We start from the raw sequence: 25,980 nt of genomic DNA, 5'->3' as shown, positions 1-25,980 counted from the left end.
TTCTGTTTTTAGATTATTTTTTGAATGTTTTCATCTATTTTATTTTTTACATCTTGATCCAGGTTTTTATCGTTTAAGATTTGTTTTAGGTTCTCAACTGATTTTTTTTCCTGGAGCAATACCATGGCTTTTGAGAGTGTTATCAAAACCATAGGAGAATCCTGATTTGGAATGGCCTCTATAAGCCCTTCCCTTACTTCTGGCTGGTTTGAATACCTGAAAAGTGCTTCAACCGCAGCGAGTCTTACGTTTACGTTATCGTCGTTGTTTAATGTGGTTAGCAAAGCCTGTATTACCTGTTGGTCAGGAGCTACAAGCTTCTCGGAAAGGTTAACTGCTTTAAGCCTGTCAATCGCTGAAGATTGTTCAAACAGGGTTAGCATCAATGTTTCGCGAGTGTTTTGTAATTCAGCAATTAATTGTCTGTTTTCTGCCCCCCGGTTATCGATAAGTATACCGCCGATAATTCCTGCCAGAAAGATAATTACCGCAAATGCAGGCTTTAAAATCAATGCTGATGGAGCAAATAGTTCCTTAAGATTTAACCATTTTATTCCTATTCCAGGGTTTGAAGTTTGTTTCAATTTATAATCTTCCAGTTTTCTAAAGAAATTTGTTTCCATCGATTCGGAAGGCTCAGGCACTTCTATATTGTCCAAATCAGAAAATAATTTGTACAAGTCCTCTTTTTCATCTTCCCGGACAGGTTGATTTTTGATGAATTCTTCAAAATCGTTATTTGTATTTCTTTTTTCCATCGTTCTTAGTTTTGAATTTTTTGTAACACAATCTTCAGATTTTTTAATGCTCTGAAGGTTCTTGTTTTCGCTGCTTCTTCGGTGCAATGAAGTATTTCTGCCACTTCTTTATATTTTAGTTCGTTGAGTTTGCTGAGTACAATCACTTCTCGTTCTTTCTTTTTTAGTTTCAGCAACGCTCTGTGAATAAGTTTTCTGTTCTCTTCTTTTTCATGTGATATCTCAGGGTCCACTATAGTTCCGGTTGTATTCGAAAATATTTCTTTGGTGTTTAGCCTTTTGCTTTTGTTGTAATTGTCGACAAAAATGGAGTGGGCAATTCTAAACATCCAGACCGTGAATATTCCATCTCCTCTGTAACTGTCTTTTGAATACAAGATTTTTAAGAACACATCATTTACCAGGTCTTCGCTTAGCTCCCTGTTTCGGGTTAGTTTAAAAAAATACCCGAAAAGTAAGTTGCTGTACTTTTCGTACAGTAACCCGATTTTGTCGGTGTCACCACTGATGATCTTCAGCATGATCTCGTTATCTGTTAGCACAAGTCTTATTTTTTTCTTCAATTTACAATCACAGACTTTTTTTTAGAAAAAAGGTTACAAAAATTTTTATGTGACAATTTTTGAAATGGTTTCATCTGTTTTATATATCTTTTGAAAGAAGTATAGAATTAGACCGTTCCATTAAAAAAAAGAGCTAAAAAATCAATTTATTTAAAATGAAAACAGAACAAAAGCCGAGGCTATGGTACATTGACAATCTTCGCATTTTTCTTATTAGTTTGGTCGTCTTGCATCATTTGGCGATAACTTATGGTGCTCCGGGAGACTGGTATTATAACGAAACCCGGTTGGATTTTCCGGCAATAGTACCAATGACTTTGTTTGTCGCGACAAACCAGTCGTTTTTTATGGGAATGTTTTTCTTTATTTCCGCTCTTTTTATTTTGCCATCGCTAAATAAAAAAGGAAACAAAAGGTATATCAAAGACAGGTTGATACGATTAGGAGTTCCTTTGGTGGTTTTTTTCTTTGTATTGTCACCACTTACTATATTTATTCGGAATCGCTTTATCAGAGGCGAGGATGTATCTCTGGCAGATTACTGGCTTCACGCATACGGGACTGGATTTGGCCCGTTGTGGTTTGTGGAGGCCCTTTTTGTTTTTACCGCTTTTTATCTGCTGTTCAGAAAAATATCCTCAGTAAAAATGACCACTAAATTTCCAGGAACACCAGCTATTTTACTTGTGGCCTTTCTGACAGGGCTTCTCCAATTTATTATCCGGATTTGGCTTCCGGTTGGCTGGAGTCTGCCCTTCACCGGTTTTCAAATCCCGTTTTTTGTTCAATATATCACTCTTTTTGTTTTAGGCATTATAGCGTATCAAAACAACTGGCTCGAATCTGTTTCGCTCAAATCAGGAAAACGATGGTTTATTTTTGCACAGATACTGATTTTGATTGTTTTTCCTCCGATTATTTATTTTGGAGGAGTTGAAAAAGGTGTTGACGCATTTACCGGCGGCTTTACCTGGCAAAGTTTTAGCTATGCTGTTTGGGAACAATTAGTTGGGTTCTCCTTAATTTTAGGATTGCTTGGTCTTGCAAAGAAATATTTTAACAGACAGGGAAAAGTGGCCAAACAACTTTCAGGAAGCGCATACGGTGTGTTTGTCTTCCATACACCGGTGATTGTTTCTGTAAGTGCCATATTTTTGTCATGGGAAACATTCCCGATATTAAAGTTTGTAATGCTGGCACCGCTGGCTCTGGTATTGGTTTTTTGTGTTGCCTTCTTGTTTAGAAAACTTCCATTGGTAAAAAAAATACTTTAATTTTAAAGTTTATTCTTCAGAATTATACAATTAACATTTGAAATTATGACGTACCTACCACAAGAGAATCGTTACGATGCGATGATTTACAAGCGTTGCGGGAAATGGGGTTTAAAGCTTCCGGCAATCTCGCTCGGATTATGGCACAATTTCGGAGGAATCGACAATTTTGAGAATGGCCGTGCCATCTTACACCGTGCATTTGATTTGGGAATAACTCATTTCGATTTAGCCAATAATTACGGACCTCCTCCCGGGTCGGCAGAAGAGAATTTTGGGAAAATCCTGAAGCAGGATTTCTCTGCTTACCGCGACGAGCTGATAATTTCTTCAAAAGCTGGTTATTTTATGTGGCCGGGACCGTATGGAGAGTGGGGCACCCGAAAATATGTTTTGGCAAGTCTTGATCAGAGTTTGAAAAGAATGGGATTGGAATATGTGGATATTTTTTATTCACACCGTCCGGATCCAAATACTCCACTTGAAGAAACCATGATGGCGCTTGACAGGGCTGTCCGTTCAGGAAAAGCATTGTATGTTGGAATATCAAATTATCCGGCTAACATGGCAAAAGAAGCCTCACAAATATTAAAAGAATTGGGTACACCTTGTTTAATTCATCAGCCTAAATACTCGATGTTTGAACGTTGGGTTGAGGGTGGTTTACTCGATGTTTTGGAAGAAGAAGGAATTGGTTGTATTCCATTTTCTCCCTTGGCTCAGGGTTTACTTACCAATAAGTATCTGAACGGAATTCCTGAAGGTTCAAGGGCGACGCGCGAAGTTTTCCTGAAAAAAGAAGATGTTGAATCTGCTCACGATAAGATTGTGATGTTAAATGAAATTGCGCAAAATCGCGGACAATCCTTAGCTCAAATGGCTCTGGCATGGATTCTTAAGGACAAACGAATTACTTCGGTTTTGATAGGAGCAAGTTCAGTTAAACAAATTGATGATAATGTAGCTACATTAAAAAATATTGACTTTGCCGGAGATGAATTAAATGCAATCGATAAGATTATTAGATAAAGAGAAGAAATTTATAAAAAACGAAAAGCTCGCGATAAGCGAGCTTTCTTAATGGAATATTTTTTTTAAAAGATTCCTCAATTTTGAAGGTTAGAGGCTGAACAACATTTCTGCACCCCAAAAAAGGCCAAAAATGATTGCCATCCCGGCAATTGTTCCTGCCGCCAAAGATACAATCAAATTCATTGGCAACTTCTGCTTTTCATGCTCAGGTTTTGTTTTGATAACAATCTGGTCTTGATTTGCTTTTGTTTCCATCATTTTCTTTCTTGTTAAAAAAAGACTCAAATATCTTTTTGCAAAATTATGTCATTTTAAGACAATATGCCAAAAAAAAAGAGTCAATCTTGTTTTCTGTTAATTTATTGTTAATCTGCTTGTTGTGGAATAATAACGTTTTTTTTTATGAAATAGTATTTTCTGTAAAAAAAAGAAACTTCCTTTTCCTTATGTATTGCAGGCTTAAAAAATGTCGCTGCGAACAAAATAAAAATGGAGTTTGAGCAAAGAAAACAGAGCAAAAGAATTAAAACACTTACATGTTTCTAACATAAATAATAATATATTTTTAATTTTATGCTAAATTTATTCTGCTATGCGTTACAAACTTTTACTATTGACTTTAGGATTAGCTTTTCTTTTTTCAGCTTGTTTAAAAGATAACGGAGAGATTGATGAAGATAGTTTGTCAAATAAAGACAGAATGAAGCTTCTTGAGATCAATGATCCTTCAATTTGGAATACTTTAACTGAACAATCAATCAATTTGAATGAACTTGAAGAAACTACTGCTCTTGTAAAATCTGCCGTAGCAATGCAGGAATATCCTAAAAACAACAAATACTATTTTGCCCTGTTTGAGGATTTGTATCCTTCAGAAGGAGACTATGATTTTAACGATGTAATGATTAGATCCAAACTTGGCTTGTCTAAGAAGGGGAACACAATTACCGGTTATGTTTCGTCTGAATTGTACAATAAAGGGGGCTCGTTATCGGTGAAGGTTGGATTGATGTTTTATGAAGTTTCAGGCAAAACATATAAGCGAATTGCAAATAAAAACATCATCGTTAATGGCGAGCAACTGACAGCCGGAGGAAGTCCGTGGATGAAAGATTTGAGTGAACTTGATGATTCTTGGCAAATTGATTTCTCCTTCGCAAATAGCAGCAATAATATTTGGGTTAGTTATTTTATTTACACGGATGAGGAGATAATGACAGGAGGTTTTGCCAAAACCAGTACGACCAGTTTTGAAGTACCTGTTTCTGATTTTTTAACGAACAGAAATCTTCCGTGGGGACTTGAAGTGGAAACGGATAAATTTGCTATTCCGAATGAGAAGGAATTGTTTTTGAATGCTTATCCCGAGTTTGAAGAGTGGGCGGAATCAGGTGGAATAAAAAATAAGAAATGGTACGAATCGCCTAATACAATGTATTCGCATTATTAGTTAATAATAAAATTATATAAAAAAAGACGCTGAAGTCAGCGTCTTTTTTGTTTTCCGTTCAAAATATAATATTGCCTGAAAATTAAGTTGCAGACTCAAATTGTTTAAGAAAGCGGACATCATTTTCAAAGAAATGACGAATATCTTTTATTCCGTACTTAAGCATCGTAATTCTTTCGATGCCCATTCCAAATGCAAATCCGGTATATTTTTTACTATCAATACTACAAGCTTCCAAAACATTAGGGTCAACCATTCCACAGCCCAAAATCTCGAGCCAACCGGTGTATTTGCAAACATTGCAACCTTCACCACCACAAATCGAGCAGCTCACATCCATTTCGGCGCTGGGTTCTGTAAACGGAAAATAGGATGGACGTAACCTTATTTGTGTATCTTCCCCAAACAGCTCTTTGGCAAAATATAACAACGTCTGTTTCAGGTCGGCAAAAGAAACATTTTCGTCTACATATAAACCTTCAATTTGGTGAAAGATACAATGTGAACGTGCAGAAATGGCTTCATTTCTAAAAACCCGTCCAGGGAAAATAGCCCGAATCGGTGGTTGTGTTCTTTCCATTACCCGAATTTGAACACTTGATGTGTGGGTACGTAATAAAACGTCGGGATCTTTTTCAATAAAAAAGGTATCCTGCATATCGCGGGCCGGGTGTTCCGGTGGGAAATTCAACGCTGAAAAAACATGCCAGTCGTCCTCAATTTCGGGTCCTTCCGCTACCGTAAAACCCAATCTCCCAAAAATGCTGATAATTTCATTTTTAACAATTGCAAGCGGATGCCTTGTTCCCAACTTCATTGGTTCACCAGGCTTAGTAAGGTCCGAACCAATATCACTGTTTCCGTTGGATTCAAATGATTCCTTTAGCGAGTTTATCTTATCAAGCGCAAAGTCTTTTAAATCGTTAATGGCTTTCCCAACTTCTTTTTTCTGTTCTGCCGGAACATTTTTAAAGTCTGCAAACAGTTTGTTGATGCTTCCTTTTTTACTGATATATCGAATACGAAGCTCATCAACTTCCTCCAGATTTGAAACAACTGCAGATTTAATTTCTTCCTGTAAAGCCTTGATTTTATCTAACATTCTTACTTAACTAAAAATTTAAGGAACAAAGATAATCATTCAAATAAAAATATTTTGTTTTATGGGAGCGAATGAAACGATGAATTAACTAAACCATTTTTTTTGAAATAAACGATAAAGGAAAAAAGCGAGTGCTGTATGAGTTGTAATTCCTGCTAAAAAACTTACAGAGAAAAGGGAAAATATTTCTGCACTTTGTATGGCTTTGTATGTCCAGAAGAATGGAATAACTCCAAAAAAATATTCGCAGTTGTCCGGAGTAAAGAATGCAACTACCGGAAGGAAGATAACAACACTCAGCGCTTTGTAAATAGTTGCCGCTTCAATTTTGTTTTTTGCCAGAGCCAGCATTGAAAAAGTTAGAACGGGAGGAATCAGTGCAAAAAGAATGGAGATGGTTAACAAATTCAGGAATGTGAAATAAACCAGACCATTAAATGCGAGAATTAAAAAAGAAAAAACGAAGCCAAGTACCATCATAAAAATAGTGCGGATTTTTAGAATAAAATTTTCAGGCAGTGGCAAAATTTTTAAAACGGTATGAATGTTTTCATCACGTTCATCAAGCAAAATAAAACCGACTAAAAAAGCCGGAGTAGAAGCAGTTACTGAAGTAAAACCGGCAACAATGAGCCAATAATAATCGGTTAAAAACGGGATGTATTGTGACAATTCTGCGATTCCAACCCTGCAAACCAATATAATAATTACAGGAAGAAAGAACATGATTAACAAGCTTTTATCTCTTAATATGAGTTTTAGGTCGTTATGTAGTATTTTAAGAAGCAGTTTCATGCTTATTCTCCCCTGATAATGTATTTTTTAAAAAGCCGGTCGGCAAAATAATGTGCAACTCCAATAGCAAGAATTATATATCCAAAAGAATATATGATTTCAAATGATGTTATTTTACCAAAACTTCCCTCAAAAAGAAAAAATGAAGCCTGAGTGGGAAATAGGTATAGCCAGGGAGAGTTTGTCAACCCGAAAAAATTGAGGTAAGGCAGTGAGAACGGTGCAATAAATAAAGGAATTACGATAATATACTGGTTGAATGTTTTGATTTTGGCAACCCCGATAAATCCCAGAAAAATAAAAAGCAGGGATGATAAAAAAGTGGCAGACAAAAAATAGAAATAGTTAAAGTGAAAACCATGGCTGGCAAAAATCATGGCAAAACAAACAATCAATGAAATTATGGTCAGTGAAATGGCTTTTGAATAAAAATATTGCCAGCTTTTTACCGGAGTTACCACCAGGGCTTGTAATGTGTTTGAACTTTTTTCGAATAAAACTAAAACGCCGGTAAAAATGAATCCCATAAAAGTGGGGTCCGAGAAAATAAGCGCAATAAGAATCTTATCATTCCCGCGTAACCCAAGCAGAAAAAAGATGGCTGTGTATATTGCGGCAATTATCAACGCTACTGTAATAATTTGATTTCTGGCCTGGATTTTTAAATCCCAGATGACCATTTTAAACAATGTTTTCATGTGATAACAGATTTTTTCCGGTTACCTGAATAAAAATATCCTCAAGGCTTGCTTCTTTTGAATGGATGGAACGAATGTGATTCTTTCGTAAAATGTTCATAAAATCTAAATTATCGGCTAATCCTTCCATCAAAAATTCCTGCGATTTTATAATCCCGTTTTCGTATTCTACCTGAACCACTCTTTTTCCTCCCATTTGTTTTATGTTTTTTGGGGAGTCGATAATCTTTAGCTCTCCTTCAACGATAAAAGCAATCCGGTCACAAAGTTCATCAGCATCGTGCATGTTATGAGTAGTAATAAAAATGGTTTTGCCTAACTGTTTTTGCTCCAGAATAATATCTTTTATTTTTCGGGCATTCACCGGGTCCATCCCCGAAGTGGGTTCATCCAAAAAAAGAATATCAGGGTTGTGCATAACAGAACGCACAAAATTGAGCCGCATTTTCATCCCTTTCGAGAATTTTTCCACTTTTGTATTGGCATCTTTTGCTAAGCCCACTCTTTCCAGCAAGGGAATAAAATCAACAGGTTTTTGTCTGTAAAACTCTGCAAAGTACTTTAAGTTTTCAAGCGCTGTAAGTTTTAAATAGTGGTTGGGCAACTCAAAACAAACACCAATTTGGTTAAAATAACTACTGTCTGATTTTTTGTGGTTGTGCCCTAAAATTATAATTTCTCCCAAATAGTTGGTAAGCAACTTAATCAGGATTTTTTGTGTTGTACTTTTCCCTGCGCCACTGGGCCCCAGAAACCCAAAGATTTCACCTTTATCGATTGAGAAAGAAATGTCTTTTACAGTGGCTTCCTTGTTTTTAGGATACCTGTAAACCAGATTTTTAACTTCAATCATTTTTTTGTTATTTAGCTTTTAATCCTGATTTTATTATGGTTAGCATTTCATCTACCACTTTCATTATTTCTTTTTCAGAAAGTGAAAAAAGACGACCGTTTTTGATACTTTCTTTAAAGTCAATTCCTTTAAATGCGGCCAGGTACTCGTATATTCCCAATTGCGTTTGAAAAATAAAGTGGGAAGCTACCTCCGGCGAAACAGAGGCGCTGAGTTCTCCTTTTTGCTGGTATTTTTGAATGAGCTGCGTAACAAATTTCAGCACGCTTTTTATCATATCTTTTACTACTGTTCCCGTCTCTTCCTCGTTGCTTTCCTGAAGAGCACTATACAGAAACATACTTTCCAGCGGATTTTGTAAATCAAAAATGACTTTATCGCGAAAGTTTTCACGGATGATTTCAAAAAAACTCAGGTCTTTATCATTTAATAAATTTCCTAATTGGTTCATTCTCATTTCGTAGGCATTTTGAATGAGATAGGAGTATAAATCAAACTTGTTTTCAAAATATCGGTAAAAACTCCCCTTTGCTACTCCCAGTTTTTTTATGATGGTTGAGAGTGAAGCGCTTAAGTAACTATTAAAAGCAAATTCTTCGTAAGCTGTTTTTAAAATCTCTCTTTTCCGGTCTTCTGTAAGATTATAGAATGTTTGTAACGGCATATTTAAATTTTAAGCGACTACCTGGTCGCAAATATAAAAAATAAAAGCGACTTGTCGGTCGCTTTTGGGGAAATATTTTTATATAAGACAATATTTTGGAGATAATTATCTTGTTTTCAAGAAAATGTGTTTAGCTTTTGATTTTTACGGTTAAAAAGACAGGCTCATGATCGGAGTACTGAAAATTCAGAGGAAGTGTTTTTATTTTTTTCAGTTCGATGTTTGGAGAAAGAATAAAATAATCGATGACGGTAACCTCTGTTTCCCCCGGAATAAAAGGTGTGTTGATTTTTCTGTTTGTTGGTTTTTGGGAATCGAAAGCAATTTTCCAGTCATCCGGGAATAGATCGCGGTCCAGAGTTTCTTCTCTGAAAGTCGCATATTTGCTTTCGAATTTCTCCGGTTCATAATCTGGCGGATTTTGATTCCAGTCGCCGCCAGCTACAACATAATTCCCTTTGCGGTATTCACCCAACATCAAATTGCGAATTAGTGGCATTTCAATATTTCTCAATTTCCCACCGCTATCGTACGCCGAATTATGCGTATTTATAAGAACCAGTTCTTTCCCGTTCGATAATTGAAACCGTGAGACGATAAAACAACGGTCGAGCATAAAAAGGCGCTTGGGCCAGGCATAAGCAGAGTAAAACGAGTAGCGCTGTGATGAAACCGGCAGGTATTTAGAAAAAATCGCCTGCCCCATTTCAACTTTTGCCAGCGGATTTGTGAAAGGTATGGGAACAAAACGGACTTTGTAATTGTATCCGAATGATGAGGAATGGTTTGTTAACAGGTCTTGAATCAAACGGAGTTCATCCTGAAGATTTGTACGTGAAGAATTTCGGTCAACTTCCTGTAATAATACAAAATTGATACTATCGTTTGTTTCTAAAAAATCGAGAATCCCAAGTGTATATTTTTTTACCAGGTCAGAAGTTGGTCGTATTTTTTTTCCTCCGTCGTAAAAGAAATCCATTTCTGCACCCAAACCGGCATAACCAATATTCCATGAAAGAAAAGTAAATGTAGTGTCCGCGGGATCAGTTTGTTTCTGTGTTCCGTAAACTTCCAGTTCTGAAATTTCATCCGGATGATAATCCGTGAAAAAGCCTATCAGAATTACAGTTGTAAGATAAATGGCTATCACTAATATCAGAAAAAAGAATACCCGTGATACGTATTTGAAAAATTTTTTCATTCAAACTTTTCGGTAAATGCAATACAAACTAAGTTAAGATTTTCAACAAAATATTTATTACTTCAGATTGTAAATCAAAATTATTAAATAAAGCCAAATATAAATACTTTAATCTCTTTCTATTTTTATAGTTTTATTGCATAAGTAACTTTTATACCAATGAAAAATTTTACGCTGTTCTTTTATCTCTTTTTGTTTGTAGTTTTTAGTGTTGGAGCGCAGAATGTTCACTTCCCCGAAAAAGGGACAAACTGGAAAACAAGGCAACCTTCCGAATTTAATATTGATGGGACAAAACTGGGTGAAGCTGTTCAGTTCGCAGAGGGAAACGAGTACTCTGGTTCACGCGATTTACGGATAGCAATTCTGGATGGTTTTAAAAAAGAACCTTTTCATTCTATCGCAGGGCCTACAAAAAAACGAGGCGGACCTGCCGGGTTAATTTTGAAGAATGGATATATTGTTGCACAGTGGGGAGATATTGAGCGTGTTGATATGACTTTTAGTGTAACAAAAAGTTACCTGTCAACCGTATTTGGTGTTGCACTCGACGAAGGTTGGGTTGAAAGTATAAACGATAAAGCCGGAAATTATATTTGGGATTCTACTTTTGAAGGCGAACACAACTCAAAAATTAGCTGGGAGCATTTACTAAACCAGTCGTCGGATTGGAACGGAGAGTTGTTCGGAATGCACGACTGGGCAGACAGGCCTCCGGCAGAAGGTGGCATCGACGACTGGAAGAATCGTGACATGCACGAGCCCGGAACGTTTTTTAAATATAACGATGTGCGGGTAAATGTACTGGCATATTCACTCTTGCAGCTTTGGCGAAAACCACTTCCGCAGGTTTTAAAAGAAAAAATAATGGATCCGATCGGAGCAAGTGCTACATGGCGGTGGTTTGGATATGAAAATTCGTGGGTAACGCTTGACGGTATAAAAATACAATCGGTTAGCGGAGGCGGTCACTCGGGGGGCGGTTTATTTATTAATACACTTGATCATGCCCGCTTTGGATTGCTTTTTATGAACAATGGAAACTGGAATGGGCAACAGCTTGTTTCCGCGAATTGGATAAAAATGATCGCTGAATCTTCGCCGGCGAACGAAAGCTATGGATTAATGTGGTGGCTGAATAAAGGAGACCGGAAAATGGAAGGAGTGCCGGAAAATATATTCTATGCAGCCGGTTTTGGAGGTAATTATATTGTAGTTGATCAAAAAAATCAAATCGTAATTGTTACCCGTTGGTTGGAACCATCCCAACTTAGTAATTTTCTTCAACTGGTTTATGATTCCCTGAAATGACATCTCCTCTGATTTTTCAAAAAAGAATCGGGTATTCCAACTCCACTCTTATTTTTAACGGAGAAAACTCTGTTCTGGTTGACACCGGAGTAAAAGGGAATTTGAGCGCCTTTAAAGTATGGTTCCGGCAACATAATCTCAAATTTTCCGATATTAAGCTGATTATTTTAACACATACGCATTACGATCATACCGGGAATCTGATTGAATTAAAAAAATTAACGGGGGCCAAGGTACTGGTTCATAAAAATGAATTTGAACATCTAAAAAACGGAGATACACCTATTCCCAAAGGACAGGGGAAATACCCCCGGTTTATTTCCGCATTGGGGAGAAAGTTTATGCCTGCCTTTGCTTCGCCAAAACCATTTGTAGCTGATTGGGTTAATGAAAATGAATTTATGCTGAATACTTTTGGAATAGAAGGAAAGATTTTTACTACACCCGGACATTCTGCCGGTTCTCAATCCGTTTTAGTTGATGATATCCTAATTTCAGGCGATACATTCGTAAATATGCGTAATGGTCAGATTTTTCCGCCTTTTGCTGACGATCCTCAGATTTTGTTGAAAACCTGGCAGCAATTATTTGACATGGGAGTTAAGGTTGTTTACCCCGGTCATGGTAAGAAATTTAAAATTGAAAAAGCATTTCCTGACTTTGAAAAATGGAGCAAAAAGCTGAAATATAAAACTATCTGATTTCAAAAGTAGTTTCGCCAATTACATTTCCATCGGCGAACAGATCAACTTTATATGTACCCGGCATCAGTTCCGGTTCATTTGTGTTGTCCCAGAAAATAGCAACCGGAAGTTCCTTTCCTTCGTAAACAACTGTTCGCATTGCGGAATACGGAATTTTTACGTCTTCAAACTGAAATAAATCGTCTGACGATTTGGTCATTAAAAGTTGGTCGGGCCGGGTTATTCGGGTATAAATATTTTTATCTCCGCGTTTTGCCGTTGCGTTTTTACTAAGAACAAAATAGATTCTTATTTTTTCGGTACGTCGTGCAAAGCGCGTTTCCTTGCTCCTGTCGTTTTGCGGTTCAGCTACCAATTCGCGAGCCTCCAGCATCGCTGCACGCTGAACGGTTTGTTGCAGCCGTTCCTTTTCCCGGTTCAATTGCTGATTCCGCGATTCTACTTCTTTGTACTGTTCCTTTACCTCAAGGTTTTCGGCCATCAACTCTTTGTTTCGTGTATTCAATGAATCGATTTGCGCCGCAAAATCACGCATGATTCCTCGTAAAGTGGTTACCTGCTTCTGGTAATCGTTAATTTTCTGATAACTGATTTTTTTGGTTTGCTCTACTTCCAGCAGCAAATCCTTCACTTTTGTTTGGGCTACAAGTAATTGTTCGTTAATCGTATCATTTTCTGTACTTAAAGAATCGTAACTTGTTGCAATACGGGTAAGTTCGTTTTGTATCGAATCTTTTTCTGTCTTTATTTCATTTACAATGGTTCTGTGCTCCCTGTTTTGAAAGAAAAAGAGCACAACAACAACAACCAAAATAACAGATAATGCGATTACGATTATATTGTTCCGCTTCTCTTTAGCAGATTGTTTTTTTGATTCATTCAAATTTTCCATAAACGAAACGATAAGATTATAAGCTATAAACGCTGCAAAATTAATAATCTTTTATGCTGTTACAAATAAATAAAAGCTGCCTGTAAATTCAGACAGCTTTTATTTACTTTTTTATGATATTTTGTTACAGGAAATTTCCAATATTCACTCCGAAATATATTGTCCGTGGCGACATGGGCCCATAAATATAAGCAGGGTCGCGATCTACACCTGTGTCAAAATCTTTCTGATAACTGTTGAAGATGTTTTTTGCACCTCCAATAATTTCCAGACTCATAATATCGGACAAATGAATTTCGTAAGTAAGTTTTATACCTGCGTCAAAAAAGGAATCAGAAGTGTTTAGCTGGCCAATTTCCGGATTCGCCGCCAGCGGGCCAAAATAGGGAACCAGCATGCGGCCTGAATAATTACCTGTAAAAGCAAGGCTAAATTCGTGAACCGGGTTATAATTTAAACTTAAATACCCGTAACTTTCGGGAGAACGGAAAAACCGGGTTTCGTCAAATTCCTGAGGCTCATCAAATTCGCTCCTTTGAATGGTAAATCCCGACTGAATCTGTAATTTTTCTGATGGTGAAGCATTTAATTCAAGATTAAATCCCTTCACAGTGGCTCCATCTTCTGCATTTACGCGGGTGTATACAACTACTCCGTCGTCATCCGGTGTGCCGTATTCGTTGGAAAACGGATCGTTTAGACGAGTGAAAAATCCTTCTGCTAAAAACTGTACCTGCCAGTTGCCAAACATATTTGTATAATCAAACGATGCGGTATAACTGTTAGAGGATTCCTGCTTTAAATCCGTGGCGTTTTCGTGTAAAACCTTGCGCGACCCGGAAGTTTCGATGTGCAAATCTTCATCAAAAATCTGCGGCGCCCTAAATCCTTTAGCAAAGCCTGTCCTGAATTGGAGATTATCAGCAATATTGTACAAAAGGCTCACTCTGGGGCTTAAAACATCGCCAGTGATGTCGTCGCTTTCTTTTGTAACATCAGAAACGGTGTAGTGGTCATAACGTATTCCGGCAGTAATTACCCATTTCAGAAGCGTCCATTCCAATTGCAGAAAGCCTGCCTGTGTAACTACCTTCTGGTCGGCAACCAGCGTGTTTCCATAGTGAGTATCTTCTTCGGGATCGTAGTATCCCAGCTTTTTATCTTCCAGAAAACTTCCATTATATTCCAATCCTGACGCAAGCGCAGCTGGAGCAAAAATCAGGTAGTCTATCTTCCGGTTATATTGCAGGCCTGAAGAAAATGTAAAGTCTTCTGTTTCTCCGTAAGCCGATAAGTCCTGGTTGGCTCCGTAATATGACCCGCGGTTCACGCTTTGCGCAGAAAAGAATGCGGAAAACTTGTCGGTCTCACGCATAAGTAAATCAAAATTAACTGCACCAGTGTTAATATCATGAGTTACACTTTCTGAAATGTCTGACTCATGCAGTGGAAGATCAAATTTATTTCCACCTCTCCGGTACTCGTTAATTTTAAAATAATCGACAGTTAGTTTTCCACGGTCTGAAATACGGTGAAAAATCCGGGTTCCCAGGGTGAGATTTTCAATTAAAGCAACTTCTGAAAATCCATCACCATTTGCATCGTAAGGATTTCTTTTTCGTGTAAATCCAAATAAACTCATTCCTGATTTATAGTCGTCGCTGATAAATGAACCATTTAAGTTAAGGTTGGCATCGCCGGCAACTTCTCCATCGGTACCTGCTCCTGTAAGTGAATAGTTTCCTGATACCGAAAAGTTATTTACAACCGGGTCTTTGGTAATAAGATTTATTGTTCCGGCAATGGCATTACTTCCATACATTGCAGAACCACCACCACGAATTACTTCAACACGTTCGATCATATTTGCCGGGATTAGTTCCAGCCCGTAAACTCCTGCAAGGCCACTAAAAACCGGGCGCGAGTTAATCAGTATCTGAGAATAGGGGCCTTCCAGCCCGTTCATTCTAACTTGAGAAAATCCACAGTTCTGGCAGTTATTTTCCATTCTCAACCCGGGCGCAAAATTTAAACCTTCGCTCAGTGTTACATTTGATGTCCGCTCAAATAATTTGGGATTGATACTGTTTACGATGGTTGGCGATTCTCTCCTGCTTTTTTCGTTTCTGTCAGCAGATACAACAACCTGATCCAGGCCAATTACATCAGGAGTTAATTCAGCAAGAATTGTTACACTCTTTTTTGCCTCAAGCTTTATTCTTTTTTCCAGTGTTTTATATCCAACAGCAGAAATGATAACGGTTTGTTCCCCAACGGGAAGGTTCGTCATTTTAAAATGCCCGGTGGCATCTGCGGCTGCGCCAATCGTAGTTCCTCTTATGGTTATCGTCGCAAAAGGTATATGCTCACCTTCCGATTTTACGTCGCCAAATAACATGGCATCTGTTTTTGGTTTTTTTTCAGGGTCGTCTGCAACGCTGAATTTTACCAAAATAAACAAAAAAGCACAAAGTGCATAAATCACTTTCATTTGTGGTTTGTTTTGGTCACATACTAACACATAAACAGAATCCTTTATTAAAAGGAGAACTAACTTGTGTTTCTATGTGGATTATGTTTCTCCGATTTCTAAAATTTTTGTTTGAGGATTTTTATACAATCAGATAAGGAGGTGCGCGTGGCGATGAGTCCAGGTAGATTATGAAGTTTTCTACCTTATCGTTGGAAATAAAATATTGGTAAGGTTTAAAACAGTCATTATTCTGAAAACTAACTTCTTCCGGAATAGTAAACGAATCAAAATGAAAACAGTGGAAGAAACAAATTTCAGTTTTTGTATGTTTGTGGTCGTTAATAGGCTTACTATCTTCCTTATTAATCGGATGAGAGTGGGTAACTACAATTCCATTGGAATAAAAGTGAGTATGTTTATTCAGAATGGAATTCTGGATAATAAAAAGATATACCGGAATAACCAGTAGAAAAATAAATTTGATATTTTTTCGGATATACTCCACTTAAAGATCTTAGGAAAGCAAAATTAAGAATGTTTCTAAATTAAAATGGTAAAGATATTACAATTAATCTATTTTTAACAATGGCTAAACGTAAAGCAGTGGTTGAGATTTTTAGTTACGGTGAATATTCAAAATGGGACAGAGAAAGCAAATCAATCCCCAAAATTTTAAAATTTACCACCGAAATAGAGGCTGAAATCGGAACCGAGTTTGGCTATGTTCTGCGTATTAAAAACGGGAAGGGTAAACTGTTGTCTTTTAAAATTGACCATCCACCTTTTACCGATGATGAAGGTAATGTAAGACCACCTTTTGCTGGTGAACAATATATCAGAACCAATGACTTTGAGTTTTATTTAGGCGATTGTGTTTGGGCACCTTTGGAAGATAAACTTGGGAAATGGGAGATTATCACTTACCTGGAAACAAAAATCGTAGCCCAAAAAACATTTCATCTGGTGAGAAAGTAAAAAAGTTTATCGCCATAAATCTAATTTTCAGGCTACTTTTTTTACCTCTGCGGAAAGTTTTTCCAGAGCTTTGTCGGCTTCACTTAACAGATCTTCAACAATTTTTTTGTAATACTGTTTTACCATCTTCGGATTGTCTTTTCCATCCGGATGATTTACCCTGATTTTAAATTCGCGGTGTTTGATAATTACATCACGAACAATATCAAGAATTTTTTCATTATCTACTTTTGAATTTTCTTCAAGAACCAGAAAACAGTCGCTTATTACCAAAGACATAATTAAATCGATGTCTTTTTTCAGATTTTTTACGCTTGCCATTTGTACCTGTGATTTTAATTTAAAAGTATAAAAAAATGACGAGGAAACTAATTATCTGCGCAAAAGTCCGCTTCCTGAGCCTTGATTAAGAAGATTATTTTGCTGCTTGCGTTCGTTTTCTGCCTCTTTTTTTGCTTTTTCTTCTGCTTCTTTTCTTTTTTGTTCTTCAAGTTCGTGGTCTATAATTTTCTTTACAAAACTTTCATTTGCTGTTAAATCCAGAGCTATTGAACTGTCCCAGTTAGAGCGAACTTTAATAATGCTATTCAGGTAAAATACTCTTTCTGCCTGGTATTTATCCTGGTAACTCCCGGTATCCCATTTGCCGTTATTGTTTCTATCGAAAATAACTTTTATGATATATTTAGCTGGCTCCAGGTATTCAAAAGTAACTGTTTGGTCTTTGTCTATTTTTTTTTGGGAAAGGAGCTCTTCATTATTATTTAAAAGTTGAATAATGGTTGGTGTGCCTACGTTTGTACAATTGGCCAAAATCTGTCCGTAGTAATCATCTTCACGGGTTTTGAATTTTTTTGAAATTTCCTTGCTGGTAATTCCGTAAATATTCTCCGCTGTAGCAGAGTCAACTTCAATTGTATAATCGGTTTCGGGTTCCCAGTTATATGAAATGTTGTATGTACGATAAGCTACGCTGTCTTTTGAAAATTTATATTCAAGAGGAGTTTTTAGCGTATCGTCAGCTAAATATAGTGTAAACCCGTTTTTATCTAGAATTTTTAACGGTTCAGGAGCGGTGAATTTTAATTCTTCGTTTAGTTCAACTGTAGAACCAAACGATGTTTCCCATACAAATTGCGGGATCTCAGCCTGAGCTTTTTCCTGCTCATCTTCCTCAGACCTGTCTCTTCTTCTTCCCCTGGGGGGCTCTTTTTTCTCCGGCTCGGTGAAATTCATTTGTAGTGTGTCGTGGTGGAGATATAACTGTTGAGTTGAATCAAGCTGAAAATAGGAAACGTCCATCAAAAGAGTATCCATTTTTGCAACTAAAGTATCTGTAATCCAAAAAGTAATCGAGTCCATTTCTGGATTTGGTTCCAATATATACCATTCTTCAACATTGGAATTTACCAACTGAATGTTAAATGTGTCGTCAACTGATTCGTTGAACACGAAATTGCATTTGTAACGGGTTGACCGCGTATAGGAATCAATATACTGTTCAAACAAATCTTCGGTAAATTGTCTCAAATATATCGGCTCCGGTAAAAAATGAGTATGGCCGGTAATCAACAGTGAATCTACACCGCGGACCAGTGTGTCCATTTCTTCTTCAAATGTAGCTGATGGCACAACAATTGAATCGAAAAATGCAATTTCTTCTGCACCTTCATTGTATTTTAAATCGGAGTTGGCATCATTTACCGAAAACAAATGATAGCTTCCCGGAGGAATATTATCAATCATAAAAAAGCCACGTTCATCAGTTTTGGCAATAAAATCGGGTAACTCTGTATATATTGCCGAGTCGTGAAGATTGTTGTGAAGCAGAACCAAAGCATTTTCAACAGGTTCCATGTTAAAACTGTTAACTACACTACCGGCTACACGAAGCGAGTCGTAAACGTCGCCGGTGCTGTACGAAAACCTCATATTATTTAAAGGGTTTCGTTCATTATTATCAACAATCGAATTCTTAAAATCGAGCGAATAGGTAGTGCTGTCTTTTAGGTCTTCGTTAAATTTAATAATTACCGTTTTTGATTTTGTTCTGATTGAAGGTCTTTTTTTTAGCGGCGGCGAGACGACCAATATTTCTGAAATCTGATCGGTTATCACATATTCATTGAAAGTAAAACGAATTTCATCGTCGTCGAAATTTAGTGCCTTGTATTTTGGTTGCGTACTTAACAAAACAGGAGGCACTGTATCTTTGGGGCCGCCGGTTGGCATTCCCTGGTTGGCACACGACGAAATAATTACAATCCACGCCAATGTGACCACAAAAAAAAGCGGTATTTTCCCCAAAAATTTCATCTGCCTAAAAATGGATTACAAACATACAAATTCCTGCAAACAAAGAATGTTATGTGTTGTTAAATTAACTTAGAATACCCGAAATTTTCCTTAATTCGCAAGAATGAATAAAAATGAACCACTTGACAGCTAGATTTGATTTTGCATATATTAATCCGGGGTTTGACAATTTTGTTTCTGTTGAACAGAAAATAAAAGAAGGATTTAAAGTTGTAATTGTTATTGAGAATGGCTTGCAGCGGGAAGATAATTTTTATACAACACAGTTTTATCCTTTTTCCGTTTTTATTTTTAAAAGACGGATAAAACAATACAACAAGATGAAAAATTTGGTTAAGTTGGCTCCACATCTTGTTCGTTCACAAAAGGTTTTTTATCCTGATTACTCGTCACTTGGTAAATATTATGCAATAATTGCCGATTACTTTTTTGAGAATACCTATCAGTTTAAATCGCAGACAATTTCAAAAGGAACCCGGAGTATTTTTTCCAATTTGAGAATGACAGCAAGCAGAGGGATTTATTTTCAGGAGTATACTATTAATATATCGCGGTTTTATATCGAAATGCTAAAATATTTCCGGGAGATAGGAGTAGAAATTCTAGTGAATCATTCGTTTAAAATAGATGATGAGAAGTTGATACTTGCAGACGCGGAAAAAGAAATACAGGTAAGCCAGATCGTTTTGGGGAATAATTTGCAGAAGAATATTTACGAATTTTCAACGGGAGCGCCCCGCAAATTCTCTATGTTTGTAAACAACCCTATCGGGAACTTCAGATTTAAAGAAGAAAACGGATATCTCCAGGTTGAGCCGGAGAGTGATTCGGTATCTTATTCAAAAGGCGAACTAATTGCTCTGGTAGAAAGTTACTTTCAGTTAAATTTTGAGGAGGTAAAAGCGAAAAAGAAGAATATTTTTCAATTCTCACTTGATGCTTTGTCATCTTTGTTTACTTCCATCAATAAGGGGTTGCCCTGTGCTTTTGATAATGCAGACTTTGGAGATATGTTTGAGCTTTGCCGCGAAAAGTTTGATTTGGCAAAACAATGCGGAATTAATTTCCCGGAATTTCAGGTTTTGTTTCATCGTTACGGTGAAGGGATTGATGAAATGATAGAAATGGCTTATGAAAAAATAAACGAGCGACGGGATTCTCAATCCATTTGGGCAGATGTGGAAAGTGAGTTTCAGAAAAAATATGAGTGGAAAATATAAATCAGTCACTGTCCCTATTGTTCAAATAAAAAAAACTAACTTGTTCAATTATTAATTCAGGAATACTACATGGCTAAAAAGAAGAAGAAAAAACGATATTTTAAAAATAAAAAAACCGGAACTTTTAACAAGAAAAAACTCAAAAACGCCATTCTTTCCATTTTGTATGAAGAACCAGCCAAGACTGTAAATTATAAACAAATTTCTACATGGATTGGAATTAAAGATTCTGAAACACGAAAACTGGTACATGTAGTTCTCCAGGAATTAAAGGAGGATGAATATCTTGATCAGGTTTCGCGCGGAAAGTTTAAACTAAAAGCCAAAACCGGATCCGTTTCTGGTATTGTTGAACTCCAGCCGCAGGGATTTGCTTATGTAAACAGCGATGAAGTTGATCGTCCGATTTTAATTTCGCAGCGAAACCTGAAACACGCAATGGAGGGCGATAAAGTGAGGGTTCATTTGTATGCGCGGAGAAAAAAGCATGATCTGGAAGGTGAAGTTACTGAGATTATTGAACGGAAAAAAACGGTATTTGTCGGTACAGTTCAAACATCAAAAAACTTTGCTTTCTTGGTTCCAACCGGGAAAGTGGGTTTTGATATTTTTATTCCAAAGGAAAAATTACAGGGGGCTAAAAACGGGCAAAAAGCCATTGCCGAAATATTAGAATGGCCGACACATGCACGAAGTCCGTTTGGCCAAATAAAAGAAGTTTTGGGCGATACGGGCGACAACGACGCTGAGATGCATGCAATTTTAGCTGAATTTGAATTGCCACATCATTTCCCTCAAAATGTGGATAAAGCGGCGGAAAAAATTACGCTGGCAATACCGGAAGAGGAGATCCAAAATCGCCGGGATATGCGCGATGTTACAACTTTTACAATAGACCCCGCTGATGCAAAAGATTTTGACGATGCGCTTTCTGTTCAGCAACTTAAAAACGGGAATTGGGAAGTTGGTATTCATATTGCCGACGTAACACATTATGTTACTCCAAATTCAATTATTGAAGAAGAAGCAAAAAACCGGGCTACTTCTGTTTATCTTGTCGATCGGGTGGTGCCGATGTTGCCCGAACGTTTGTCAAACGGAGTTTGTTCGCTTCGTCCAAATGAAGATAAGCTCTGTTTCTCAGCTATTTTTGAGATGAATGAAAAGGCTGAGGTTTTAAATGAATGGTTTGGAAAGACAGCAATTCATTCCAACCGTCGGTTTACCTATGAAGAGGCACAGGAAATTATAGAAACCGGAGAAGGAGATTTAAAAAACGAGGTTTTGAAATTGGATGAACTGGCAAAAAAACTCAGAGACAAAAGGTTTAAAAAAGGTTCGATTGCTTTTGACCGGATTGAAATTAAATTTAATATCGACGAAAAAGGAAAGCCACTTTCGGTTTATTTTAAAGAAGCAAAAGACTCCAATAAACTGATTGAAGAATTTATGTTACTGGCAAACAAACAGGTTGCCGAGAAAATTGGAAAAGTAAAACAAAAGAAATCGCCGAAGACTTTTGTTTACCGTATTCACGACAAACCTGATCCCGACAAACTGGTTTCGTTTAATACATTTATCCACCGGTTTGGGTACGGTATTCAGCTTTCAACCCCCAATGCTGTATCCAGTTCACTAAATAGTTTGCTAAACAATGTAAAAGGCAAAAAAGAACAGAATGTAGTTGAAACATTAGCTATCAGGGCAATGGCAAAAGCCGAGTATTCAACCCGGAACATTGGCCATTATGGTTTGGCTTTTGAGTACTATACGCATTTTACATCTCCGATACGTCGTTACCCCGATATGATGGTTCACCGGCTGTTGGAAAGATATCTTGCCGGTGGCCGTTCAGTAAATGAACAGAAATTTGAAGATTTGTGCCGGCATTCGTCCGATATGGAAACCAAGGCAGCGAATGCAGAAAGAGCTTCAATAAAATATAAGCAGGTTGAATTTATGCAGGACCATGTTGGAAAAATCTATCCGGGTGTTATTTCCGGAATTACCGATTGGGGGATTTATGTTGAACTGGAGACCAAAATTGAAGGTATGGTTCCAATCCGTGAGCTGGATGATGATTTTTATATTTTTGACGAACGAAACTATGCACTGGTTGGCCGGCATAAACATAAGAAATATCAACTCGGTGATGAGGTTACTGTAAAAATATGGCGTACAAATCTGGAAAGAAAGCAGTTGGACTTTTTATTGGTTGAAAACGAACGCTAGCCTATCTTCGAATATTAAGAATACAAATATCACCTGTTTAAGCGAGTTTTGGAATGAGAAAAGAGATATCGTCTTTGAAAGTTAAAAATTCTAAAACGTTTTAACGGGAAAAATAAATCGCTATATTTGCTTACTTCAAATGTCAATAAACAGACTTAAAAATGCAGATCAACCAGGAAAACGGCAATAAAAAAGACCAAAACAGGGAAACCATTTTAAAAATTGCCCGTGAAATTTTTAGCAAATACGGCTACAAAAAAACCACACTCGACGATATTGCAAATGCTGTCAGAAAAGGTAAAAGTTCGCTTTACTATTATTTTAAGAGTAAAGAGGATCTTTTTCAGGCGGTAATTATGAAAGAGGTTGATATTTTGGCTCATGAGCTGGAAATTGTAATAAACAGAAATACCGACCCGGTTGATAAACTGCGGGATTATATTTTAACCAAACTTTCCACATTCCGGAGTCTTGCCAATTTTTATCATGCCATAGAAGGTGATGTTACGGCAGTAGATTTTATTGAGGATATAAAACATAAATATGAACAAGATGAAATCCGTATGATCAAACGAATTCTTATTGAAGGTGTTCGTAAAAATGAGTTTGAGATTTATGATTTTAATTTGGCTGCAATCGGAATCACCACAGCGATAAAAGGATTGGAAATGCCACTCTCAGCAGGTAATTACGGTGGTGTAAATCTGGAAAGAAGTGTCGATACCATTCTTAAAATTGTCTGCTACGGTATAATGAAACGTTAGCTAAGTAGCGGCTTCTTGCTTTTTGTTCGTTATAGCTTTTCTGCAACAAGATAACCAAAAAACAGAGAAAAAATGCCAGCCCTCAAAGTACAATTGTTATACTCATCCATTTCAATTTGATGGTAAAAATAATTTCCTTTTGAAGACGGTTGTAATAAACGTGTAAAATAGCCAGTAGATTATTTACAACGATAACGGCAGGACTGCCCAAAATTAGAAACCGCAGAATCCGGTTAAAAATACTTGCATCGCCATATTTTTGGAAAAGATTACAAAAACGTAGTACAAAAAAGTGCCCCGAAACGTTTCGAGGCACTCCGGAAAATATATCTTTTGTGTTTAATCGTTTATTACAACTTTTATGTCATAGCCTTCTACCGAAATCTTACCTCCGCTATTGCCGGCTACCAATTCCAAATCACTATTTTCTTTAATTTGTTTTGTAATTCTTACCGACTCAGGAATATCCACCTTTCCATACTTTATTTTACAGGCCACCTGGAAAGGTTCACTTCCTGCGTTTACATTCACTTTTCCATATTTCCCGGTTATATCGATCCCTGAAAAGTCATTTTTCAACCTGCTTATATTTACTATATCATCATAGCCAGAGAGATAAAATTTGGAGACTTCATCGATTTCAAATTTGCAATATTTGCTTTCGTCGATTTGCACATCTTCTGTTTTTCCAAGATAAAAGTCATCGTCGTAACATTCTGTTACATTAAATACTTTAACATTACCCAGTTTTAGTTCAGAATATTTTCCTTTGTAAGTTCCTGATTTTGCAGAATTGATGCGAATATTACAATCATATATATCGAGGCGGATTTCATTAACATCAGCCTGAGAAACAAAATCTGAATATTTTGCATTTAAATTCAGGTTGCTTGCTTGACCAATGTTAAATTTATCATCATAGGAATCGATTACCAGCTTCCCGGTTTTTTTGCCTTCGAATTTTGAATATTTGCTGGTAATTTCAACGTCGCCGCAGGAAGTAAATTCAATATCGCTGTCATAAAAATCAATGTCGGCATCTTTTTGTATTTCACCAACATAAATTTTGGAATATTTGGCTTCAATTGTAAAATCACCTGCAAAATCGTCAGCATGCAAGTTGCTGCTGTACAGGGTGAAATCAGCGTCGCCATCCAGTTCCTGAAGTTCAATGTCGCTATATTTATTATTCAGTTTTAAACTTGCGTTTCTGGGGATATTTAGCTGATGCCTGATTTTAAACTCCCCTATTCTTACCTTATCACCATTCAGCAATGTAATTGTCCTGCGGTTGTTTACCGAATTCATATTTTTATAAAAACGCGTATCAATTTCCAATTCATTTCCACGAAGCTCGAATGTGAAATCTTCAATGGCTTTGATCACTTTGTCAACATCTTCTTTTGAGTTTCCCCGGATTTCAACCGAGGTTGTCATGCTGACATTTTTGTCGCTCGCGGTGTTTATTTTTATATCTCCCGACTGGTTTGATATTTCTATGGTCACATTCCCCGGAACCGTTGCATTCTTGCTCAGCGATTTAGAGGCATCGTAATTTTGAGCCGAAGCAAAAGCACTAATAAACCAAAATATGGCTAGTAGGCTATAAATCTTTAAATTCAATTGTGGTTTCATAATTTTTTTGTTTATCTATTTCCATTGAAAGACGGTTGAGCAACCGAATCTTTTTTTCATAATAATCCAATAATGCATTTATAATTTGTTCATTTCCACCTGTCTTGTTGAGGTCTTGTTCGTAGGTTTTGTATACTCTATCCAATTCACTTAATTCGTCCAGCAAAAAACCGAACTCCGATTTTTCTTCCATCGTAAGTGGCTGAATTTCCTCCCATTTTTTATTAACAACGCGTTTTAAGTCTGCTTCCTGTTGACCCAAATCCTGCGAAATATCAGCAAGTGTAACAATCACAACGCTGTCTTCCTGATTTTCTTTAACCACAACATAAGTCAGGAGAACTCCAAGAAGAAAAATGGCCGTAGCTTTCCACATCCGGTCAGGAAGAATGGTTCTTTGTGGCCTGATTTCTTTTTTTATTCCTTTCCAGATAAAATCATCATTCGGCGTCTCTGCATCAAGCTTTAATCTGTTCTGTTCTAAATATTTTTCGATTTTCATTTTCATTTGCTTCACTAATCATTTTCCCCAAAAGTTGTTTTGCCCTGAAAAACTGGGTTTTTACCGTCGACTCTGAAACTCCTAATTGTTCACCTATCTCAGCATGTTTGTATCCTTCCAGCGCTCGCATGACCAAAATCTGCCGGGCACCTTCGGGTAATTTTTTTATAAAATGATGAACGATTTCCGGATCAAATTCTTCATTTACCTCATCTGTAATTTCAAAATGCCGGTCGGAAACAATTTCCAGATTTTTTATAAAAAAACGTTCCTTCCTCATTACATCAATACAACGGTTTATTACAATTCTTTTTAGCCAACCCCCAAACGCCCGTTCGTCTTTTAACCGGGCTATGTCGGAGAACGCTTTAATAAACGCATCCTGCAAAATATCTTCAGCCAGTTCCGAATTATTTGTCATCCGAACAGCGATATTAAACATGGCTTTTGAATACAATTTGTACAGTTTAAACTGCGCTTTTGTACTGCCTCGTTTACAAAGCCTCACCAGCTGAATTTCGTTTCCGTTGCCCGCTATTTTCAAAATTGTAATTTTACTTGTAAGA

26 protein-coding genes are annotated in these 25,980 nt (G+C 36.9%); 9 read left to right on the top strand and 17 right to left on the bottom strand.

From position 1 onward, the window contains the following. Positions 1-8: 8 nt before the first annotated feature. A complete protein-coding gene (locus tag GM418_RS08710; protein ID WP_158865158.1) occupies positions 9-758 on the bottom strand; it encodes a HEAT repeat domain-containing protein in 750 nt (249 codons plus the stop codon). 5 nt (positions 759-763) lie between these two features. Further along, positions 764-1,279, bottom strand: coding sequence for an RNA polymerase sigma factor (locus tag GM418_RS08705; RefSeq protein ID WP_158865156.1), 516 nt, complete (start codon positions 1,277-1,279; stop codon positions 764-766). Positions 1,280-1,476: 197 nt separating this feature from the next. Between GM418_RS08705 and GM418_RS08700 the strand changes: the two genes are divergently transcribed. Both GM418_RS08700 and mgrA read left to right on the top strand, forming a co-directional pair. After that, the gene (locus tag GM418_RS08700) at positions 1,477-2,595 is read left to right on the top strand and encodes an acyltransferase family protein (protein WP_158865154.1); all 1,119 of its coding nucleotides are present in this window, start codon (positions 1,477-1,479) and stop codon (positions 2,593-2,595) included. A gap of 45 nt (positions 2,596-2,640) precedes the next feature. Further along, on the top strand, positions 2,641-3,624 hold the full coding sequence (gene mgrA, locus GM418_RS08695; protein ID WP_158865152.1) for an L-glyceraldehyde 3-phosphate reductase: 984 nt from the start codon (positions 2,641-2,643) through the stop codon (positions 3,622-3,624). 90 nt (positions 3,625-3,714) lie between these two features. Here mgrA and GM418_RS08690 read toward each other — a convergent pair whose 3' ends face one another. Beyond that, the gene (locus tag GM418_RS08690; protein ID WP_158865150.1) at positions 3,715-3,885 is read right to left on the bottom strand and encodes a hypothetical protein; all 171 of its coding nucleotides are present in this window, start codon (positions 3,883-3,885) and stop codon (positions 3,715-3,717) included. A 334-nt stretch (positions 3,886-4,219) separates the two neighbouring features. Between GM418_RS08690 and GM418_RS08685 the strand changes: the two genes are divergently transcribed. After that, complete coding sequence (locus GM418_RS08685) at positions 4,220-5,077, top strand: LruC domain-containing protein (protein ID WP_158865148.1); 858 nt, start codon at positions 4,220-4,222, stop codon at positions 5,075-5,077. An 82-nt stretch (positions 5,078-5,159) separates the two neighbouring features. On the opposite strand, the gene pheS is transcribed toward GM418_RS08685, so the two are convergent. The 6 genes from pheS to GM418_RS08655 all read right to left on the bottom strand — a co-directional run bounded on the left by pheS (position 5,160) and on the right by GM418_RS08655 (position 10,390). Continuing rightward, the gene (pheS, locus tag GM418_RS08680; protein WP_158865146.1) at positions 5,160-6,179 is read right to left on the bottom strand and encodes a phenylalanine--tRNA ligase subunit alpha; all 1,020 of its coding nucleotides are present in this window, start codon (positions 6,177-6,179) and stop codon (positions 5,160-5,162) included. A gap of 84 nt (positions 6,180-6,263) precedes the next feature. Further along, positions 6,264-6,974, bottom strand: a complete 711-nt coding sequence (locus GM418_RS08675; protein ID WP_158865144.1) for a hypothetical protein — start codon at positions 6,972-6,974, stop codon at positions 6,264-6,266. Between the two features lie 2 nt (positions 6,975-6,976). Further along, positions 6,977-7,672: a fluoroquinolone export ABC transporter permease subunit gene (locus GM418_RS08670; RefSeq protein WP_158865142.1), complete on the bottom strand. Its 696-nt coding sequence runs from the start codon at positions 7,670-7,672 to the stop codon at positions 6,977-6,979. After that, complete coding sequence (locus GM418_RS08665) at positions 7,656-8,525, bottom strand: ABC transporter ATP-binding protein (protein ID WP_158865140.1); 870 nt, start codon at positions 8,523-8,525, stop codon at positions 7,656-7,658. The genes GM418_RS08670 and GM418_RS08665 overlap by 17 nt, the downstream gene beginning before the upstream one ends. A 7-nt stretch (positions 8,526-8,532) precedes the next feature. Next, on the bottom strand, positions 8,533-9,189 hold the full coding sequence (locus GM418_RS08660) for a TetR/AcrR family transcriptional regulator (RefSeq protein WP_158865138.1): 657 nt from the start codon (positions 9,187-9,189) through the stop codon (positions 8,533-8,535). Positions 9,190-9,319: 130 nt separating this feature from the next. Then, on the bottom strand, positions 9,320-10,390 hold the full coding sequence (locus GM418_RS08655) for an endonuclease/exonuclease/phosphatase family protein (RefSeq protein ID WP_158865136.1): 1,071 nt from the start codon (positions 10,388-10,390) through the stop codon (positions 9,320-9,322). 159 nt (positions 10,391-10,549) lie between these two features. Between GM418_RS08655 and GM418_RS08650 the strand changes: the two genes are divergently transcribed. Both GM418_RS08650 and GM418_RS08645 read left to right on the top strand, forming a co-directional pair. Beyond that, positions 10,550-11,701, top strand: a complete 1,152-nt coding sequence (locus GM418_RS08650) for a serine hydrolase domain-containing protein (RefSeq protein ID WP_158865134.1) — start codon at positions 10,550-10,552, stop codon at positions 11,699-11,701. Beyond that, entirely contained in the window at positions 11,698-12,402 is a 705-nt protein-coding gene (locus GM418_RS08645; RefSeq protein WP_158865132.1) for an MBL fold metallo-hydrolase, read from the top strand. Before GM418_RS08650 ends, GM418_RS08645 begins: the two co-directional genes overlap by 4 nt. On the opposite strand, the gene GM418_RS08640 is transcribed toward GM418_RS08645, so the two are convergent. The 3 genes from GM418_RS08640 to GM418_RS08630 all read right to left on the bottom strand — a co-directional run bounded on the left by GM418_RS08640 (position 12,395) and on the right by GM418_RS08630 (position 16,275). Next, positions 12,395-13,297, bottom strand: coding sequence for a hypothetical protein (locus tag GM418_RS08640; RefSeq protein ID WP_158865130.1), 903 nt, complete (start codon positions 13,295-13,297; stop codon positions 12,395-12,397). The genes GM418_RS08645 and GM418_RS08640 overlap by 8 nt on opposite strands. A gap of 124 nt (positions 13,298-13,421) precedes the next feature. After that, positions 13,422-15,788, bottom strand: a complete 2,367-nt coding sequence (locus GM418_RS08635) for a TonB-dependent receptor (RefSeq protein ID WP_158865128.1) — start codon at positions 15,786-15,788, stop codon at positions 13,422-13,424. A 121-nt stretch (positions 15,789-15,909) separates the two neighbouring features. Beyond that, positions 15,910-16,275 (bottom strand): hypothetical protein, encoded by a 366-nt coding sequence (locus tag GM418_RS08630; RefSeq protein ID WP_158865126.1) that lies wholly within the window; start codon positions 16,273-16,275, stop codon positions 15,910-15,912. An 80-nt stretch (positions 16,276-16,355) separates the two neighbouring features. Between GM418_RS08630 and GM418_RS08625 the strand changes: the two genes are divergently transcribed. Then, a complete protein-coding gene (locus GM418_RS08625) occupies positions 16,356-16,745 on the top strand; it encodes a DUF3859 domain-containing protein (protein WP_158865124.1) in 390 nt (129 codons plus the stop codon). A gap of 27 nt (positions 16,746-16,772) precedes the next feature. Here the strand turns inward: GM418_RS08625 and GM418_RS08620 are convergent, their stop codons facing one another. Both GM418_RS08620 and GM418_RS08615 read right to left on the bottom strand, forming a co-directional pair. Then, entirely contained in the window at positions 16,773-17,066 is a 294-nt protein-coding gene (locus tag GM418_RS08620) for a hypothetical protein (RefSeq protein ID WP_158865122.1), read from the bottom strand. 51 nt (positions 17,067-17,117) lie between these two features. Next, on the bottom strand, positions 17,118-19,061 hold the full coding sequence (locus GM418_RS08615; protein WP_158865120.1) for an Ig-like domain-containing protein: 1,944 nt from the start codon (positions 19,059-19,061) through the stop codon (positions 17,118-17,120). Positions 19,062-19,183: 122 nt separating this feature from the next. On the opposite strand from GM418_RS08615, the gene GM418_RS08610 reads away from it, so the two are divergent. From GM418_RS08610 to GM418_RS08600, 3 genes are all read left to right on the top strand, one after another. Continuing rightward, entirely contained in the window at positions 19,184-20,281 is a 1,098-nt protein-coding gene (locus tag GM418_RS08610; RefSeq protein WP_158865118.1) for a hypothetical protein, read from the top strand. Between the two features lie 69 nt (positions 20,282-20,350). Beyond that, positions 20,351-22,513 (top strand): ribonuclease R, encoded by a 2,163-nt coding sequence (rnr, locus tag GM418_RS08605; RefSeq protein ID WP_158865116.1) that lies wholly within the window; start codon positions 20,351-20,353, stop codon positions 22,511-22,513. A gap of 161 nt (positions 22,514-22,674) precedes the next feature. Further along, a complete protein-coding gene (locus GM418_RS08600; protein ID WP_158865114.1) occupies positions 22,675-23,277 on the top strand; it encodes a TetR/AcrR family transcriptional regulator in 603 nt (200 codons plus the stop codon). 339 nt (positions 23,278-23,616) lie between these two features. Here GM418_RS08600 and GM418_RS08595 read toward each other — a convergent pair whose 3' ends face one another. Genes GM418_RS08595 through GM418_RS08585 form a run of 3 tightly spaced genes read right to left on the bottom strand, consistent with a single transcriptional unit; the run spans position 23,617 to position 25,958 of the window. Further along, a complete protein-coding gene (locus tag GM418_RS08595; RefSeq protein WP_158865112.1) occupies positions 23,617-24,912 on the bottom strand; it encodes a hypothetical protein in 1,296 nt (431 codons plus the stop codon). Next, entirely contained in the window at positions 24,881-25,414 is a 534-nt protein-coding gene (locus GM418_RS08590; protein ID WP_158865110.1) for a hypothetical protein, read from the bottom strand. Before GM418_RS08590 ends, GM418_RS08595 begins: the two co-directional genes overlap by 32 nt. Continuing rightward, entirely contained in the window at positions 25,371-25,958 is a 588-nt protein-coding gene (locus GM418_RS08585; RefSeq protein ID WP_158865108.1) for an RNA polymerase sigma factor, read from the bottom strand. The genes GM418_RS08590 and GM418_RS08585 overlap by 44 nt, the downstream gene beginning before the upstream one ends. Positions 25,959-25,980 lie beyond the last annotated feature (22 nt).

Source organism: Maribellus comscasis (genome assembly GCF_009762775.1).
GTDB lineage: Bacteria > Bacteroidota > Bacteroidia > Bacteroidales > Prolixibacteraceae > Draconibacterium > Draconibacterium comscasis.
The sequence above is the reverse complement of the archived record's forward strand: the minus strand, read 5'-3'. Positions and strand labels throughout refer to the sequence as shown.